Consider the following 19,090-nt stretch of genomic DNA (forward strand, 5'->3'; position numbering starts at 1 on the left):
ATAATTTTAAGATTCTTAGTCATTAAAAAGACATTTTAGAAATAAATTTAAAGAGTACAAGACTGTTGTAATGACAATTAAACTTGGTTATTTAGCAGAAAGCAAAACTTTATATCCAAGGTCTTGCAAAAAAAATCATGAAGAAATAGTCAAATAATTATAATTAAATTTAGGAGGTAATAAAATGACTGAATTGAAACAAGTGTATAAATGTGAAATTTGCGGTAATATTGTGGAGGTTGTTCATAATGCTGGAGGTACACTAGTATGTTGTAATCAGCCAATGAAGCTTAAAGCTGAAAATACTACTGATGGAGCAACAGAAAAGCACGTTCCTGTAATTGAAAAAGTTGAAGGTGGAGTTTTAGTAAAGGTAGGCTCTGTAGAACATCCTATGCTTGATAACCACTATATAGAATGGATTGAAATTCATACTGAAAGTAACGTATATAAAAAATTCTTAAAACCTGGTGAAAAGCCTGAGGCTTTCTTTAAGGTAGATGAACCTGTTCTTTTTGCTAGAGAATATTGCAACTTACATGGTTTGTGGGCTGAAAAAAATTCTTAATAAAAAACTTTTTATTTAAATGAATAGAAGTCTGTAGTCATTTGATTATTACTTACATATCTTAATCAAATGACTACAGACTTAATATTTTACTTAGAAAACTTCCACTTCAACATTAATACATAAATCCTTCTAAGAAAATAATATACTTTCATATAATACAAAGCAGATCCATTCATTATTTTTTATATTTTTAGTTAATGTATAAAAACAATGTGAACTTCAAATTAATGAAATTCACATTGTTTTTGAGCTTGTCTTTATTTAGGAGGCATTATTGTTGCTATGCCTTTAAGCACTTGAACACCATCTTGATTTGTACATATAGTACTTAATTTTATTCTATTTTTATCTTCAATTCTTTCTATCACTTCTACTTCAGCCTTAATTGTATCTCCTATTTTTACTGGAGCCGTAAATTTTAGTTCTTGTCCAAGATAAATTGAACCTGGACCTGGCAATTGCATTCCTAATACTGCAGATACTAAGCCAGCAGTTAACATTCCATGAGCAATTCTACCTTGAAACATTGTTTTTTCTGATTCAACTTGATTTATATGAGCCGGATTTAAATCTCCTGTTATTCCGGCATATAAATATACATCAGTTTCTGTAATAGTCTTTTGAAAAGATGCCTTATCTCCAATCTTTAATTCCTTTATAGTTAATCCTTTCACTAGTACTCCCCCTTCTTTGCTATATAATTTTCAAAATATTATTTGTAAGTATTTTCAATTCTAATTAAACAAAATGTAATAAGCTTTGTAATGCTATTAATGCAAATACAGTTCCTGTCTTTATGCAAGTGATTACAAATATATCTTTATATGATTGTTTATGAGTTAACCCTGCAATTCCAAGTAAAGTTATAACTGCACCATTATGAGGTAATGTATCCATTCCACCTGAAGCCATAGCAGCAACACGGTGAAGTAATTGTGGATCTATTCCAACACTATTTGCCCAAGTTAAATATTGTTTTCCAAAAGTATCAAGTGCTATACTCATTCCTCCTGAAGCAGAACCTGTAACTCCTGAAAGAACATTTACTGTAACTGCCTCTGAAAGTAATGGGCTTCCATCTGGGTTAATATTAGTTAAAGCATGAGCTATAGATTGAAATCCTGGTAAAGTTTTGATAACATTACCAAATCCTACTTCTGATGCTGTGTTCATAACTGCTAAAAGTGATCCAATTGCACCAGCATTAATTGCTGCAGCAAAGTTTCCTTTCATACGTTTTGGGTTAATTGATACTGCAAGAGTAATACCAATTACAAGTGCAATCATAAGAGCCCAGTTATTCATTGAACCTACAACACCAGCTTCCGGTATGTTGTATGGAGCTTTAGTTACCCAAGAAACGATATCCCATTTAGGAAATACAACTTTTTGAAGAACTAGAGTCACTATAAGTACCGATGCTAATGGTAATGCTGATATAAATGGATTCGGCAAGCTGCTGTCTTCAACAATTACAGGCTCTTGCTTATGGTTTGTTCCATATCCTTCTCCTTTTGCCTGAGCTTTGCGTTTGCACCATTCTAAGTAGGATACACCACAAACTAAAACCATAATTGCACCTAGAGTTCCAAATATAGGAGCTGCATATAAATCTGTATTAAAGAATTTCATTGGTATAGAATTTTGAATTTGAGGTGTTCCTGGAAGCGCGTCCATTGTGAATGTGAAAGCACCAACAGCAATAGTTGCAGGAACAAGTCTCTTTGGTATATCTGCTTCTTTAAATATAGAAGCTGCAAATGGATAAACAGCAAATGCTACAACGAAAAGACTTACTCCACCATAAGTTAGTATAGCTGCTGCTAGTATTACAGATAGCATAGCTCGTTTTTTTCCTAATTTATCTACTATAAATTTTGCTATTGATTTTGCTGCACCAGATTGCTCCATAACCTTACCAAATACTGCACCTAGTAAGAAGAACGGAAAGTAAACTTTTACATAGTTACCCAAGTTAGGTAAGAATATTTCCGTATAAGTTGGCATAATCGCCATTCCTGAAAATATAGCTGCCATAATCGCAAATATAGGTGCGAAAACAATAACTGAAAACCCCTTATAGGCCATAAACATTAAAAGTGCTAAGCTTAATAAAATTCCTATAACTGCCATATACAAAACCTCCGTTATTTTATTATTTTTCTTTTCAAATATTTTATCCGTATCCTATTCACTTATATTAGTTGTTACTTCAACTTCATAGGCTTATCTTTAAAAATTCTTTCATCCATTGTTTTTAAATTATTTGATATTATTGGCTTAAAGTCCATTTGATCAATAATATCCTTTTGTAAATCTACCCCTGGAGCTATTTCTTCTAATGTTACTCCATCTTTTGTTAATCTGAAAACTGCTCTTTCAGTTATATATAATACCGGTTGATTCACATCTCTAGCATAATCTCCACTGAATGTAATTTGTTCAACGTTCTTAATAAACTTCTTTGACCTTCCCTCATTTTCGATTACTAACTTGCCATCAGCAACATTAATTTTAAGTCCTCCTGCTGTAAATGTCCCACAGAATATAACCTTTTTTGAATTTTGAGTTATATTTATAAATCCTCCACACCCAGCTATCTTAGGGCCAAATTTACTTACATTTATATTGCCTTTTTCATCGCATTGAGCTAGTCCCAAAAATGCTACATCTAACCCTCCGCCATCATAAAAATCAAATTGAGATGATTGATCTATAATGCTATCTGGATTTATAGCTGCACCAAAACTTAAACCTCCTGCTGGAATTCCACCAATTGGGCCAGATTCAATAGTTAATCTCATTGTATCTCCTATTCCTTCTTCATTGGCAACCATTGAAATTCCCTCCGGCATACCTATACCAAGATTAGTTACTGCATTTGGTATAAGTTCCATTGCACAACGCCTTGCTATTATTTTTCTCTCATCCATTGAAAGACATTCGATAGAATCTACTGGCATTCTTATTTCTCCACTATAGGCTGGATTAAATGCTTCAGCAAATGTCTGCATATGGTCTTCACTGTTAGCTACAACTATAGCATCTACAAGTATTCCAGGGATTTTTACAAGCTTTGGATCTAAAGTTCCCTTAGAGACTATTTTCTCAACCTGAAGAATTACTTTTCCACCAGAATTTTTTGCTGCCTGTGCCATAGCTAAACCATCTAGTGTTGCTGCTTCCTTTTGAAGAGTTGCATTTCCATCTTCATCTGCATATGTTGCTCTTAATATAGATACATCTATAGGAAATGCTTTGTAGTAGAGATATTCCTTATTATCAATTTCGATAACCTTTACAACGTCCTCTGTTGTACATTCATTTAATTTTCCTCCCTCAACTCTTGGATCTACGAAAGTCTTTAAACCAACATGAGTAATTGTACCTGGTTTACCTGCCGCAATATCTCTATAAAGGCTAGATATTACTCCTTGTGGAAGATTGTAAGCCTTTATTTTGTTTTCAATTGCGAGCTTTTGGATCTTAGGAGCTAATCCCCAATGACCACCTATTACCTTTGAAAGAAGACCTTCTTGTCCTAAATGATTCAAACCTTTTTCTTTACCATCTCCTTGTCCCGCTGCATAAACAAGAGTTAAATTATTAGGGGCACCTTGTTCTAAGTATATTTCCTTAAGTTTCTTAGAAACCCCTTCTGCATGTCCAGCACCTATAAATCCACCAAATGCAACAGTGTCTCCACTTTTGATTAAGGAGATTGCTTGTTCGACTGACATTATCTTGTTCATCTTTGCTCCTCCTTTTCACACTTTTATATACTCCATAAAGCAAGAGTGTAATATTTTATTTATAATTCCTTTTACACTTATTTATATAAGCAATATCCGTGCCAAGATTTCGAGCATGTATTCAACGTAAAACTGCGCTTTTCTATAAGTAATTTCATAAAAAATTCTTAATAATAGAAAGTTTTTGTTCGTTATTTCGTACAATTTCTTGAGTAAACATTTACATTATGTGCGATTTTCCGTACAATTATTTTTCATAAAAAACATAGTTGTTCGTAAGAACGAACAACTATGTCTGTATTTTATATTTTTCTATTTTCTCATATAAACTAGTACGCCCTATATCAAGAATTTTTGCTGCCTTAGTTTTATTACCATCCGCAGCCCTAAGGGCAAGAATAATAGCATTTTTTTCACTTTCAGCAAGAATATCTTGAAGCTTCTTAGGAACCATTGAAACCTTTTTGCCTGTGATCTCTTTCGGTAAATCTTTCACTTCAATAATCTCACTATTCTCCATAATGTTTATAGCCCGCTCTAATATATTTTCTAATTCCCTTACATTACCCTTCCATTCATAGGTTTTAAGATATTGTTCAGCCTCCTTAGAGATTCCTCTAACCTTCTTATCTAAATCAACTGAAAGCTTTTTTATTAAATGATTAGAAATAAGTATTATGTCATTTCCTCTTTCTCTTAAAGGTGGAATTTCAATTGTTACGACATTAAGTCTATAATATAAATCTTCACGAAACTTACCTTCTTCAACTAATCTTTCAAGATTTCTATTTGTTGCAGCAATTATTCTAATATTAATCTTTTTACTAGCTACGCCACCAACCTTTTCAACTTCTCTTTCTTGAATAACTCTTAATAGCTTTACCTGCATATGGAGAGGCATATCTCCAATCTCATCTAGAAATATAGTACCTTCATTTGCAATCTCGAATTTTCCTATCTTACCTTCTTTTTTGGCACCTGTAAAAGCTCCTGCTTCGTAGCCAAATAATTCTGATTCAAGTAAATCACTTGGAATTGCTGCACAATTAACTTTAACAAATGGCCCTTCATGTCTATTACTTTCCGAATGTATTGCATGTGCAAAGATTTCTTTACCTGTCCCGCTTTCCCCTAAAATTAGAACATTTGAATTTGTATGAGCTGCTTTTTCAACTATGGCTTTAGCCATAACAATAGGTTCACTCTCACCTATAATATTTTCAAGCGAATAATTTGCTTTATTGAATTCTCTAAACCTTGATTTATAAGTAGCTAATTCCTTTTCTATAACGCTTATTCGTTTATAAAGGCTATTTAATTCTTTTACATTTCTAAATAAGACCTTACCCACTACCCCAATAATTTCTCCATTTTTTACTATTGGTATTCTTGAGGCTATCATATAGCTTCCTTTTATCTTATGAAGTTGTGCTACTTCTTCTTTTCCAGTTTCTAATACTATTGGCATTCTAGTATTTTCTATCACTTCATTTACATGCCTGCCGATAGCATCCTCCCTCTTAATCCCTAAAAATTCTGTATAGGCATTACTGATCATAGTAACTATCCCCTGCTTATCAATGATAATCATTCCATCATAAGCAGTTTCAATTACAGTATTTAGTATTTCTTTGCTATCCCTCTCTTCCTCAAGCTTATGAATTAACTGACTATAATTTGTTACATTACTAAAAATCAGCATTGATCCTTGTGTATTAGTATTTTCTCCAAAAGGTATGATACTCAAAATCAAATTCAATTCATTAACTACTATCGGCCTTTTAATTTCCTCTTTTTTAGTTGACAGAAAGTATTCTATATCTGGATCTGGCATTATTTCATTAATATTCTTGCCTAAACCACCTTTACTATCTATATCAAAAAGAATACTAGCCGCTTCATTAATAAAAAGTATTTTGCTGTTACTATCAACTGCAATTATTGCATTAAACATATTATCTAATATTACTTCAAGCTTACTAATATAATTTTTGAATAATGGTTTGTTGCTCATGTAACACCTTCTCTCTTAAATCTTATTTTTAAGTATTTTACTAAAGATTCCAAGTAAATACAAGTGATAAAGTAACTATTCTGGAACATGGTTTTCAGCTTTATATTCCCATTTATAAGCCTTCCACATATACTTTTATTAAATACAAATAAAACTTTTAAAAATCTAGATACTCGCCTTTAAAACTATATTTATGTGCTAACTTACCAAAATCATAAATATTTTGATTCCGAAAAACTATAAAAATTCAATCTAAAACTCCTAATATCTGCAACGCATTGTACTTAGATCATGAGACACTTAAATTAAATATAAATATTTTATAAGCATTTAGAAAGGACTGATAGAAATAAAAAGAATAACTTCATCTTATTATTCATCTAATACAGCTAAATATAGAATAGTAGGATATATACACGGTGCCACCACTAATGTAAATCCTAACAAATTAACTCATATTAATTATGCTTTTGGAAGTATTATAAACAGTTCAATTTTTATTCCTAATGATCAAAATTTAATGAATTTAGTATCATTAAAATCTCAAAATCCAAAATTAATGGTCATCCTTTCAATAGGTGGGTGGGGGGCTGAAGGCTTTTCCGATGCAGCATATTTAGAGTCATCACGAAGTAGTTTTGCAAATAGCTGCCTGGATATCGTAAATAAATATGGTATAGATGGAATAGACATTGATTGGGAATATCCTGTTAGCGGCTCTTGTAACCTAATTAAATGTACTCCTAAAGATAAAGAAAATTTCACGCTTTTACTTAAATCTATACGTAACAAAATTGGAACGAATAAAATACTCAGTATTGCAGCTGGAGCAGATAAATTTTACATTAATAATGTTGAAATTAATGAAATATTAAATATCTGCGATTATATAAATTTAATGACTTATGACTTTGGTTATAATACTCATAATGCAAATCTTTATCCAACTTCTTCCCCCTATGGATCAGGTTTTAGCTGTGATGAGTCAGTAAACATATTTTTGCAGGCAGGTGTTCCAGCTATGAAAATTAATTTAGGCATTCCTTTTTATGGGTATTATGGTCATGAATATCTTTCATATGGAAATCTACTTGAAAATTATATAAATAAAAATGGTTGGACTAGATACTGGGATTATGAAGCAAAAGCTGCTTATTTAAAAAATTATGATTCATTTATTACTTATGAGGATGAAGAATCAATTGACTATAAAGTTAAATATATAAAATCAAAAGGCCTCGGTGGCGCAATGTTTTGGGAATATAATCAAGATTACAATGATATTCTTCTAAATAAATTATGGACAGGTTTAAACGAATAATATTACATGCATAAAAAATAAAAATAGGATGTAACTTAATTCATCCTATTCTTATAAATATATATCTTTTAAAATACCATTTAATTTAATTTTTGAAATACTAATTTATTAAATTTAGTTTTTAATCTTTTCTGAAATACCAAATTACGAATTTTTCGCTCGTGAACTTAAAACTACTAAAACATAAATTATCTTAAAATAATGTCTTCAAGTAATTAGAAATCAAAATTATCTGGATCAGGTCCTACCCTAAAATCTTCATTTAATGAATTTATTTTTTCTACTTCTTCGTCAGTTAAATCAAAATCAAATATTTTTGAATTTTCTATTATTCTGCTTTCATTTATAGACTTAGGAATAGTCACAACATCATTTTGAATATCCCAACGTAATATTACTTGTGCAACAGATTTATTATGGCTTTTAGCAATCTCTTTTAATACTTCATTATCAAATAACTTGCCAACCATAAGTGGTGACCATGCTTCAACTTGAATATTATTTTGTTTACAAAACTCTCTCACCTTCATTTGTGTTAAGCGAGGATGAAATTCTATTTGATTTACCATTGGGTTAATTTCTGAATCCTTCATTAAATCCTCAAGATGGCTTACTTGAAAATTGCTTACTCCTATAGACTTTATTTTTCCCTGTTTATATAAGTATTCTAAAGCTCTCCAAGCATCCTTATATTTTCCTGCTACAGGCCAATGTATAAGATATAAATCTAAGTAATCAAGGCCAAGCCTATTTAAACTTTCATCATATGCCCTTATTGCAGACTCATATCCTAAATCAGCGTTCCAAACCTTAGATGTTATAAATAAATCTTCTCTGGAAATGCCAGCTTCTTTTATCCCTTCTGCAATTCCTTTTCCCATACTCACTTCATTGCCATAAACAGCTGCACCATCAATACTTCTATAACCATGTTTTATTGCAGCCCTTACTGCATTAGCTAGTTCTGGAGTATCTTCTGCTCTAAAAACACCAAGACCTAATAATGGCATTTTTACACCATTACTTAAAGTTACTGTTTTATCAAACTTACTTATCATACTCTCCTCCTCCTTATAATTTATTAATTTAGTCCTTGTTATTTTAAACTCTATCTTATGAAATTAGTAAATACTTTCTCTTCACCTTTACTTTCTTCTACATTAGCTTTCCCAGAATCAGCAAGTTTTAATAACCATGCCATGTTCTTTCCTAAAACTCTCATTATCTGCATTCCTTCTTCATCCTGAACTGCTTCTCCTGGTGCTGTACCGTGAACTACGTTCCAATAGTTTGATGTTGGCATTAACATCTCAGAATAATTAAGATAATTATTTAACTGGGTAAATGTTGGAACTCCACCAGACCTTCTAACTGCGACAACACTTGCACCTACTTTGTGTCTAAGCATGCCATTATTTACAGATGTAACGTAAAACGCACGATCTAAAAATGATTTCATAGTTCCTGCTATGGCAGAATAATGCACTGGAGAGCCTAGAATGATTCCATCAGCTTCTTTCATCTTTTGAATCCAATCGTTAACTTCATCATTCTGCATAACACACTTTTCGTTCATATTTCTGGCACATCCGCCACAAGCCATACATCCACGTATAACCTTATTTCCAACATGAACTATTTCTACATCTATATTCTCTTTCTTTAATTCTTCTGCTACAGCTTTTATTGCCTCGTAAGTATTTCCATTCTTTTTAGGACTTCCATTAAAAGCAACTACTTTCATAATACATACCTCCATAATATTAAGATCATGATGTGATTATATAACTCAGTAATGTAAGTAACAAGTACGCACTTTTTAGTTAGACAACTTACTTTTTGGTAAGAATTATTGAATAACCTACATGTAAGGTCATAATAAATTTTTCATAAAACAATGATATCCTTATTATAATTCGCAATATATAACTTATTCTAATAGTCATGGGAAAATAGCCATTATCCCATACAATCTTCCAAGATTATTAATAACATACATTTTACTTAATTGATTTGATATTATAAGATAGGTTGTTTATACTAATATCTAGTAACATTTATAAATATTAAAAAATGAAAGCGGGTAACTAAATGGTAAATTATAACGGAAGAAGTTATGTGTGCTTATTAGATTTTGCAATGGATTTTATAAGAGGAAAATGGAAGGCAGTTTTATTATGTCATTTATATAATGAACCAAAAAGATTCCTAGAACTTCAACGAATGACTGAAGGAATAAGTCAAAAAGTGTTAAATGAAAAACTTAAAGAATTAGAAAATGATGAACTTGTATGTAAAAAGGTTTATGCAGAAATTCCACCAAAAGTTGAATACTCCCTCACTAATAAAGGAAAAGAGCTTACTAGTATTATTAAGCAAATTGAGTCTTGGTCGGTTAAACACTACCCTGAATTAGATAATAAATGTGTTTAATTCTATTACTTTTCTATAATTAAAATAAAGAAGAACCTTCTCCTTTATAGCTGATTCTTCTTTATTCTTTAAATGCATCAGTCTTGTCTTTTTACTAATTATTTTATTGCATAATTTATTTCAATGCCCTTCCTCTGTCTCATCTACTATTATACTTTTTTATGTCTTTAAATATGTTACTACTTGTTAGTATTATAACTATAGCATTTCTAAATATTTATTATTGATTTCATGGCTACCATCACTCATAATAATTTAACCATATTAATATTATTATAAAAAATTATTTAACCCACCTTAAATTTCAAGATATCTTATAACCATATTTGGTTATATTTTTAGTTTTTTCTGCATTTTTCTTTATTTTCTCTCAATTTTTTAATTTTAATTTCGATTATTATAAATATATAGATTCTACATAATATAATTCATTTTACATCGTGTTATTTGGTTTGCAATAGCTGGTAGTTTAAACTAAATTTCTATGAATTAAAATCAAGGAGTATGTAGACTTTTAATTACAACTTTTCTCAAATATAAACTATTTATATTGAACTTTTAATGGAGGTGGGAAAATAAAAAACTTTCGCATAAAAAAATAAAGAGGGGTTGATTTAATGATTTGGTTTAAAAATTTAAAAATATCGCATAAACTTATTTCTACTTTTATTTTTGTTTCAATTTTGGTATGTATTGTTGGTTTTATTGGATTATATAATATGAATATAATTAATAACAATGCAACTTCCATGCATGATTATAACTTGGCCTCAATAAATAACTTAACTACTTTAAAGCAAAATATTTCTGATATACGTTCAGATTTGCTAAAACTTGCTTATCAAAGAAATGTCAGCGAAAAAGATACAGTAAAAAAAGACATTAAAGACTTAATTGACGAGAATAATGACCTTATAAAAATATATGAAAGCACTTTAATCTCTGAATCTGAGAAACCTGCATTCTCAAACCTTAAAGAAAACTTTAATAAATATGTTGATTTATCTAACTCAATAATAAAATACGTAGATGAGAATAATTTTAGTGAAGCTGATGAAAATTATTCTAAAGTTACCGAAACCAGAAAAAATATATATTTGAGCATGGATGAATTAATAAAAAATAATGTTAACCAAGCCGATGCTTCTTATTCTGAAAATAACTCAACTTTTAAAAGATCTTTATACATAACAATCTCAATAATACTTATTAGTTTACTACTAGCTGTTATTTTAGGTTTATCAATTTCATTTATGATTTCAAAACAAGTAAAAAGAGTTTTAATCTTTGCTGAAGCTATTGGTAGTGGTGATTTAACTAAAACTATAACTGTTGACTCTAAAGACGAAATAGGTAATCTTTCAATGGCATTAAACAATGCAAAAGAAAATATACAGAATTTAATTGTTGAAATAATGAACAGCTCAAGTGATATAAGCGCCACAAGCGAAGAACTTTCTGCTACTACTGAAGAAATTGCTTCTAAAATGGAAATTGTGAATGAATCCACAGAGCATATATCTAAAGGTGTTCAAGATTTAAGTGCTACTACAGAAGAAGTAACTGCATCAACAGAAGAAATAAGTAGCGCCATAAATTCCATTGCTAAAGATGCAGAAAATTCATTAGCATCAGTAAATGAAATAAAAGAACGTGCTTATAATATTAGAAATAAATCTTCAAAAAGTATTGAAGAAAGTAATTTAATTTATGATAAAAATCGTTTAAACATTTTAGAATCAATTGAAAATTCTAAAATAGTGTCAGAAGTTAGAATAATGGCAAATTCTATTGGAAGTATAGCAGAGCAGACAAATTTATTAGCTCTAAATGCTGCTATTGAAGCCGCTAGAGCTGGTGAACATGGAAAAGGTTTTGCAGTAGTTGCTGACGAAGTTAGAAAACTTGCTGAACAATCTTCCAATGCAGTTTATAATATTCAAACCATGGTATCACAAGTTGAAGCTTCTGTGGAAAGTCTATCAAAAAGTGGACAAGATGTTCTTGAATTTATGGCTGACAATGTTAAACCTAATTATGAACTCCTTATGAATACAGGAATTGAATATGAAAAGGATTCTGAATTTATAAGTAATATTATAGATAAATCTGCCACTTCTTCAAAACAAATGGATGAAGTTATAATGCAGATAAGCGGTGCAATACAAAATGTATCTTCAGTAGCTCAAGAATCTGCCTCAAATACAGAAGAAATATTAAATAGCATTACTGAAGTTACCTTTGCTCTTTCAGATGTTACAAAATCTGCTCAAAGCCAAGCTGAACTTTCACAAAAACTTAATGAAATGATTCAAAGATTTAAGATATAATACAAAATCAAAATAATTTATGAAAATTTAAAATTATCTTTGCAAATCTCATATAAAATGTAAAATAGCCTTTACAAATTTTATTTGATAATATAATAAATTATCAAATAAAATTGGCATAGGCTATTTCTTTTTTGTAATAGACATGGAAGCACAAGTTCAAGGCTTCTAGGCTCATACTCATGGAATCATTAGTCTATCACGGGTGAATTTATTCCAGCTACCCAAACTAATTATCTGCTGATTGATTCATGGTATGCGTTAGCAAATATTTTGCTAACGCTTCAGTAAATGGGTATCACAGCATATGAATAATCAAATCTAATAGAGTTATATATCCTGGTAGCATTAAAACTGATGTTAATAACTTTCCAGAATATATTAATTCCGAATTAGGACTAGTAGCTTAAGGTTTTCCTATTTAGTGCCAAGCCTAGTTTCATTAATTTCTATACTGTATTCTAAATCTGCATATGCTTTTATCGAAAAACCATCTACCTTACCTGTATATGAACTAATAAATATCTCCACTTTTTTAGAAGAATCATTTTCATCTTGATAAAAAAGGCGATGCCCAGCTGTAAGTATACATTTAGGTTTTTCTATATCCCCTAGCTTATGCTGCTTAATAAAATCTTCAGCTGTATTTTTTAATTGTTCTTGGGACATTGTTAACTTAGATCTAGATTTATCAAGATATCCTTCACTAACTAATACAGTATCTATCTCCTTTGTATTTTCATTAAAATCAAACATATAGCATTTATCTTCATTAATTCCAACCCATCCAGTTTGAACCATTCCGTGCTTTAATTTTGCTACCCTATCCTTAAGTCCATTATCATTTTCTTCAGCATAAGCCATTTCCTTATCATATTCTTCCTTAGATATTTCTTTCTTATCATATGAATCTTGTATATCTTTTTTTTCTAATGGCTTTATTGCATCCAAAGTTTTTTCATTTAATATACATGCACTAAACTTAAAATCATCATTTTCTTCAACTGATGATATGTTAAAATAATCTTTTAAAATATCTAAGGATTTCTGCCTATAAGCTTCCTTCTCATCACCAGTTATTTTTCCTGTACCATCATCTTGAGAAACTGATGAAGTATCCTCTTTAGTGTAGACAACATTTTGTTTTATAGTATCTGCAAAAGCTCCTTTCATATTAATTTGATTAAATATAGCAAAAGTAGATGCTACTACTCCTACTGTTAACAATACTGCTACTATTTTTTTAGAATGCACAATAATCCCTCCATAATATATTTTTTAATTGTGCGTAAGTACTTACCCCACTCTTTAAGTATAAAATTTGAATGTCCCAAAAGTTTATTATAGTTGTGAAATAGTTGTAAACTTACATATACTTCACTAATAAACTCAATCAAAAATCCAGAACTCTCTATTTCTATTTACGATTATTTTTATTCAAACTATCTAAAACTATTTTTAAGATATGTATATAAGTTACGTTCGTACCTTTTAATTCACATGCTTATCATTTATTTCAGCAATATGACTATTAAAAATTAAAGTAACTTCCGTTCCTATACCTAAATTACTATTTATTTTAATATCTGCATTATGAACCTCTGCTATCTTTTTACATATAGAAAGACCTATTCCAGCTCCATTATTTTTTCTACTTCTAGCTTTATCAACCACATAAAATGGCTGCCAAAGTTTATCTAAATGTTCTTTGGCTATTCCTAAACCTGAATCTACAACAGATAGGTGAGTTTTACTCTGAAAAGTGTATATTTTTATATATATTTTCGAATTATTTTTAGATGCTTTTATAGCATTTTCAACTAGATTAGATAATGCCATAGTAATTAGATCCTTTTCTATATCTAGTACGCAATCCTCTCCTTCAATAATTAGGTCTATATTTTTATCTTTAAGTTTACTAGATAACAATCTTCTAACCTCGTTTATTATAGTAGATATTTTTTCAGGCATTAACTCGATTTCTTGAGTCTTTGTATAAATTAAATCCATCATTTTAAAAGCCATCTTTTCAAGCCTTTTTCCTTCTTTATATATGTAATCCGAAGCTTCAACAAATACCTCTTCATTATATTTTGATGTTCTAATTAGATTTGCATATCCAATTATTGAAGTTAAAGGTGTCTTAAGTTCATGAGTCAGATTATTTATAAAGGTTTCCTTCTCAATATTAGATGTTTCAAGTTCGTTTATTTTATCTTCTATTGTCTGTGCCATAAGATTAAAATTATTGGAAAGCACGCTAAACTCATCTCTTGATTTAATTTTCACCCTTTCTGAATACTGGCCAAGGGATATTTTCTGGGTCGAAGCTATTAATGTATTTATTGGTTTTGTTATTAATTTGCTTATAAAAAACATAAATATAGCAAAAATAGAACAGATTAAAATATCTAATTTCATAAAGAGAGCATATTGATTTATTTTTTCAGAATATATATTTGAAATATCTTTCGCATAGTGTACTTTTATTGGATAGTCATATACATTAACTAAGCTACTAGCGTACAAATACTGTTTACCATCTACTGTCCTAATAATATAGTTAGTTTTTCCTGGCAAAAGGTCTTCTAGTTCATCCTTTTCGTTTGAAAATGGAAATTTCATGTCTGAAAATAATATATTATTCCTAGAATCCAAAATTTCTACGTCTCCATGCTGTTCTGCTCCACTATTAGTAGCCTTATTATATTCATCCATTAAAGTCCCAATTAATATATTTATATCGTAGGTATTACTTGAATAGATTTTCTGCATATACATAGAATTAACACTTAATTGTGAAGAAGCAAATTTTTGTTCTGCAAGGCATTTATCAACTTCTTTTTCTAGCAGATCATTATGAAGTTTTTGTATCAATATAAATCCAGCTATGTTCAAAGTGAATACAAGTAATAGTAACGAAAAAAGATATATTTTAAGCCACAACTTCATGTATTTCACTCCTCTAACCTATATCCAATTTTATATACAGTTTTTATGTTATCCCCAATATCAAGCTTTTTTCTTATTTTTTGTATATGAGTATCTATTGTTCTGGTCTCCCCCATATACTCATATCCCCAAATTTTTTCTAATAAATACTCCCTAGATAATGCCATATTTTTATTTTTCACAAGCAAAAGTATGAGCTCAAATTCCTTTAAAGTAAGATCAATTGTCTCATCTCCATTTTTTATAATTCTTTCGTCTTCATATATTTTTAGTCTTTTAAATTCTATACAGTTATTATTTTTTGAATATCTTCTTAGTACTATTTCAATTCTTGCTAATAATTCAACTGTTTCAAATGGTTTAACAATATAATCTTCTGCACCAGATTTTAAGCCAGTTATTTTATCAACAAGTCCATTTTTAGCGGTCAGAAATATTACTGGTATATTTAAACCTCTTATTCTCTTCATTAATTCAAAGCCATCTATACCTGGCAGCATAATATCCATAAGTACAAGATCAAAAGACTCTTTTTTAATTAAGTTAAAAGCCTCCATTCCATCAAATACCTGCTTGCATTGGTAGCCAGCTATTCCTAGGCTTATCCGTATTAAATTAGATATAGCTTCATCATCTTCTACAATTAAAATATTTATCTTCAATTATGTATTTCCCCCTAATAACTAACGTGATATTTTAAAGTAAATTCTTCAATTTAGCTTTCATCTCCATTATATAACATAACTTCCAAAGAAATTGCAAAATAGTTGTAAAATAAATTTAGACCTTATTTCATATACTCACTCAAGATAGCTAAATCATGCTTACTTCATAATAGGCCTAAGCCCTTAAATTTTCACAATGTTTAAAATATTTAAATAAGCTTATTTTATCCCTTAAGATTTTATGATATATTTTGGCACTAAAAAATACTTAGAGTTCGTATTTCCCTAAGTATTTTCTGTTTGCATAATTAATCTAACTAACTTCATACTTTATCTTCTTAAGTTATACCCTTACACGTCTTAAAAGTCATCCATTATTTATATTAAAGAGATTTTACATAAATGTTTTTTGAAAGCTCATTTAATTTTTTCATATCTAGTATATTTATCTTCTTATTTTCACACTTTATGATTCCCTGTGATTCCAATTCTTTAAACGTTCTATTTAAATGCCTGTAAGTCGTTCCTAAAAATTCAGCAATCTCTAAATAAGATGAATTTAAAATTATGTAACTTTCATCTATTATATGTTCCATCAAATAACTAGATAACCTATTAATAAGTGGATACACAAAATTATATGAGCTATTATTAATAGTTACATAAAGTTTTTCACTTAAGGAATCTACTAAATGATGTAAAAACTTTGTATTATCGAAATAGTTTTCTCTTAATATATCTGATGGAATTCCTATTAAATAAGTATCTTCTACTGCAATAATATTGCAAAGTATAGGAATGTTTTTTAAAAGTTCTAAATCTCCTACAGTATTAAAATCTCTATAAAATTTTAATAGCATTGATTTACCATTTTCAAAAGGATAAAACACTTTAATTTTCCCATCTACAATTAGATAATAATATTCAAGTTTTTCTTCTGACTTCATTATATATTCTTCTTTTTCATAGAAATGAAGCTGAAAATGTTTTAGTATCGTGTCATCAAATATGCTTTGTATGTTATGCTTTTTAATATAATAATTTAAAAGTTTATTATCTAAATTTTTTTTCATAGACTCTCCTAACATGACTTATGTCATTTTCAAATTCCTATAAATATATTATTTTATTAACAGGACATTGTAAATAAAATTAAATTTTGATTTTTACAAATTTATATACAACTATACGGAGGACATATTATGAACTATGAAGTTATACTATTTGATGCAGACGATACTTTATTTGATTTCAAAAAATCTGAAAGAGAGGCTTTCAAAAACACTATACTCGAATTTAATATCAATTACGATGAAAATTACCACTTAAAAATATATCACGATATAAATACTGCTATATGGAAAGAGTTTGAACAAGGCTTAATTACTCAGGAAAAACTTAAGGTAGAAAGATTTAAAAGACTTGCGGATAAACTTAAAATTTCTTTTGATGAAATTGAATTTGCTAAATCATATATGAAAAACTTGTCTAACTGCTCCTTTTTATTTGATGGCAGCCTAGAGCTTATAGAGCATTTGAGTAAAAGCTATAAACTCTTAATAATTACCAACGGTCTCACAGCTGTACAAGAAAATAGAATTAGAAAGTCAATTATATCAAAACATTTTGAAGCTGTAGTGATATCTGAGGAAATCTCCATCTCAAAACCTAATCCAGAAATATTTGAACATGCTTTAAAAAATATACATCATACTAATAAAAATACGGTCCTTATGGTTGGAGATAGCTTAACTTCTGATATTCAAGGCGGGATAAATTTCGATATAGATACCTGCTGGTATAATCCAGATAAACTTGAGAATAATTCAAAGATAATCCCTAATTATGAAATCTATAGTTTTGAAGAACTTGAACATTTACTGCTTAATTCTTAGAATTTACTAGTATATTTTTAGGACATGCTTAATCTTTATGCACATATAATATTTATAAATAAATCTAAAGCAAAATGACACCAAACTTTCATTATACGAAATTCTGTAATTTTCTTTAAAATAAAGAAGACTAACAGAATAATTCAACTTCAATCTGTTAGTCTTCCAGATCTAAAATATTATATTAAATATTGTTATTTTCCTTAATTCTTACTTGTTGCATTGTTTTCAGATGATTGATTTACTTGATTATTTGCTGTGTTTTGACTATCTGAAATATTTTTATTGTCTGCACCAACAATATTTATATTTTGACCAGTAGTTAAGTATTTTGAGAATATAAATGTTAAAGTGGTAAAATCATATTTTTTATCTCCAATAATAATTGAATCTTGCACTAATTTTCCACTTCCATCAAAGTAATACCACATTCCGTTATTCTTCAACCAAGAATTTGATGCCATAACTCCATTTGTCCAAAAATAATACCAATTTCCATTATACTCCATCCATTGGTTTGTTATTGAACCATCTTCCTTAAAATAATACCAGTCTCCATTGATTTGTTTCCATCCTTTAGCTTTTACACCATTCTCTACCCAATAAGAATGTTTATATTTATCTTGCTTCCAAGTCGCAGAAGCTGATACTGGAATAATCCCTATCACTGATATGGCCAGTAATGATGATATTATTAACCTTTTTACCATTTTATCGTCCCCTATCCATTCAATTAATAATATTATTATATCATATTAATATTACATTTTATTCTAATTTTTTTCAATTATAATCAATTCTTACTTTAGTGTTTTATAACTTCCATATTAAAAATATAACTGCATAAAAATCCACTTACTATGTATATAAAAAATTTTTTTCTACTATTGACGGCTTATACCATGTCGTAGTAAAATTAAGGCGGAAAACAAAAGCTAAATAAAAACTTTGTTAGGTGAGGCTCCTATATAGATACATGCTGCTGCCCGGAAACGTCGAAAGACGCCAATGGGTCAACAGGTATTACCGGATTAAGGTTCTACTTAATGTAGCCGAAAACCATATGGTTTTCTATGCTCTATAGTGCTAAAACTCAACGAGTGAAGGTGTTAATACAACAAATGTACTTTGCGCTACTGCATTCCGTATATTTGTAT

General features: G+C 29.4%; 16 protein-coding genes and 1 riboswitch. Of the genes, 5 read left to right on the plus strand and 11 right to left on the minus strand.

The genetic code is table 11. The features are described 5' to 3' along the window. Positions 1-184 precede the first annotated feature (184 nt). Positions 185-568: a desulfoferrodoxin gene (locus tag L1S46_RS15535; protein ID WP_012059525.1), complete on the plus strand. Its 384-nt coding sequence runs from the start codon at positions 185-187 to the stop codon at positions 566-568. 260 nt (positions 569-828) lie between these two features. On the opposite strand, the gene L1S46_RS15540 is transcribed toward L1S46_RS15535, so the two are convergent. The 4 genes from L1S46_RS15540 to L1S46_RS15555 all read right to left on the minus strand — a co-directional run bounded on the left by L1S46_RS15540 (position 829) and on the right by L1S46_RS15555 (position 6,337). Next, entirely contained in the window at positions 829-1,245 is a 417-nt protein-coding gene (locus tag L1S46_RS15540) for a MaoC family dehydratase (protein ID WP_012059526.1), read from the minus strand. Positions 1,246-1,309: 64 nt separating this feature from the next. Further along, positions 1,310-2,704 carry a GntP family permease gene (locus L1S46_RS15545; RefSeq protein WP_012059527.1) on the minus strand — a complete coding sequence of 465 codons (1,395 nt, stop codon included), beginning with the start codon at positions 2,702-2,704 and terminating at the stop codon, positions 1,310-1,312. A gap of 74 nt (positions 2,705-2,778) precedes the next feature. Further along, on the minus strand, positions 2,779-4,323 hold the full coding sequence (locus tag L1S46_RS15550) for an acyl CoA:acetate/3-ketoacid CoA transferase (RefSeq protein ID WP_238900380.1): 1,545 nt from the start codon (positions 4,321-4,323) through the stop codon (positions 2,779-2,781). A 289-nt stretch (positions 4,324-4,612) separates the two neighbouring features. Further along, complete coding sequence (locus tag L1S46_RS15555) at positions 4,613-6,337, minus strand: sigma 54-interacting transcriptional regulator (protein WP_238900381.1); 1,725 nt, start codon at positions 6,335-6,337, stop codon at positions 4,613-4,615. A gap of 400 nt (positions 6,338-6,737) precedes the next feature. Between L1S46_RS15555 and L1S46_RS15560 the strand changes: the two genes are divergently transcribed. Next, positions 6,738-7,658: a glycoside hydrolase family 18 protein gene (locus tag L1S46_RS15560; protein ID WP_343217272.1), complete on the plus strand. Its 921-nt coding sequence runs from the start codon at positions 6,738-6,740 to the stop codon at positions 7,656-7,658. A gap of 215 nt (positions 7,659-7,873) precedes the next feature. Here L1S46_RS15560 and L1S46_RS15565 read toward each other — a convergent pair whose 3' ends face one another. Together L1S46_RS15565 and L1S46_RS15570 are read right to left on the minus strand one after the other, a co-directional pair. After that, entirely contained in the window at positions 7,874-8,716 is an 843-nt protein-coding gene (locus L1S46_RS15565; protein ID WP_238900382.1) for an aldo/keto reductase, read from the minus strand. Between the two features lie 50 nt (positions 8,717-8,766). Further along, positions 8,767-9,402 carry a flavodoxin family protein gene (locus L1S46_RS15570; RefSeq protein ID WP_023976053.1) on the minus strand — a complete coding sequence of 212 codons (636 nt, stop codon included), beginning with the start codon at positions 9,400-9,402 and terminating at the stop codon, positions 8,767-8,769. Positions 9,403-9,749: 347 nt separating this feature from the next. Here L1S46_RS15570 and L1S46_RS15575 point away from each other — a divergent pair, with 347 nt between their 5' ends. Beyond that, entirely contained in the window at positions 9,750-10,091 is a 342-nt protein-coding gene (locus L1S46_RS15575) for a helix-turn-helix domain-containing protein (RefSeq protein ID WP_077868828.1), read from the plus strand. A gap of 617 nt (positions 10,092-10,708) precedes the next feature. Next, positions 10,709-12,421 (plus strand): methyl-accepting chemotaxis protein, encoded by a 1,713-nt coding sequence (locus L1S46_RS15580; protein ID WP_238900383.1) that lies wholly within the window; start codon positions 10,709-10,711, stop codon positions 12,419-12,421. 417 nt (positions 12,422-12,838) lie between these two features. Here the strand turns inward: L1S46_RS15580 and L1S46_RS15585 are convergent, their stop codons facing one another. From L1S46_RS15585 to L1S46_RS15600, 4 genes are all read right to left on the minus strand, one after another. After that, on the minus strand, positions 12,839-13,675 hold the full coding sequence (locus tag L1S46_RS15585; protein WP_238900384.1) for a hypothetical protein: 837 nt from the start codon (positions 13,673-13,675) through the stop codon (positions 12,839-12,841). A gap of 237 nt (positions 13,676-13,912) precedes the next feature. Beyond that, positions 13,913-15,373, minus strand: a complete 1,461-nt coding sequence (locus L1S46_RS15590) for a HAMP domain-containing sensor histidine kinase (protein WP_023976057.1) — start codon at positions 15,371-15,373, stop codon at positions 13,913-13,915. A 5-nt stretch (positions 15,374-15,378) separates the two neighbouring features. Further along, the gene (locus tag L1S46_RS15595; RefSeq protein ID WP_023976058.1) at positions 15,379-16,035 is read right to left on the minus strand and encodes a response regulator transcription factor; all 657 of its coding nucleotides are present in this window, start codon (positions 16,033-16,035) and stop codon (positions 15,379-15,381) included. A 386-nt stretch (positions 16,036-16,421) separates the two neighbouring features. Beyond that, the gene (locus L1S46_RS15600; RefSeq protein ID WP_238900385.1) at positions 16,422-17,111 is read right to left on the minus strand and encodes a helix-turn-helix domain-containing protein; all 690 of its coding nucleotides are present in this window, start codon (positions 17,109-17,111) and stop codon (positions 16,422-16,424) included. Positions 17,112-17,240: 129 nt separating this feature from the next. Between L1S46_RS15600 and L1S46_RS15605 the strand changes: the two genes are divergently transcribed. Then, positions 17,241-17,933: a YjjG family noncanonical pyrimidine nucleotidase gene (locus L1S46_RS15605; RefSeq protein ID WP_238859294.1), complete on the plus strand. Its 693-nt coding sequence runs from the start codon at positions 17,241-17,243 to the stop codon at positions 17,931-17,933. A gap of 203 nt (positions 17,934-18,136) precedes the next feature. Here the strand turns inward: L1S46_RS15605 and L1S46_RS15610 are convergent, their stop codons facing one another. After that, complete coding sequence (locus tag L1S46_RS15610; RefSeq protein WP_017210989.1) at positions 18,137-18,643, minus strand: cell wall-binding protein; 507 nt, start codon at positions 18,641-18,643, stop codon at positions 18,137-18,139. A gap of 230 nt (positions 18,644-18,873) precedes the next feature. Beyond that, a riboswitch (M-box (ykoK) riboswitch) is annotated at positions 18,874-19,045 on the plus strand. Positions 19,046-19,090: the final 45 nt, after the last annotated feature.

This window comes from Clostridium sp. YIM B02500, from assembly GCF_022324665.1.
Taxonomy (GTDB): Bacteria; Bacillota; Clostridia; order Clostridiales; family Clostridiaceae; genus Clostridium; species Clostridium beijerinckii.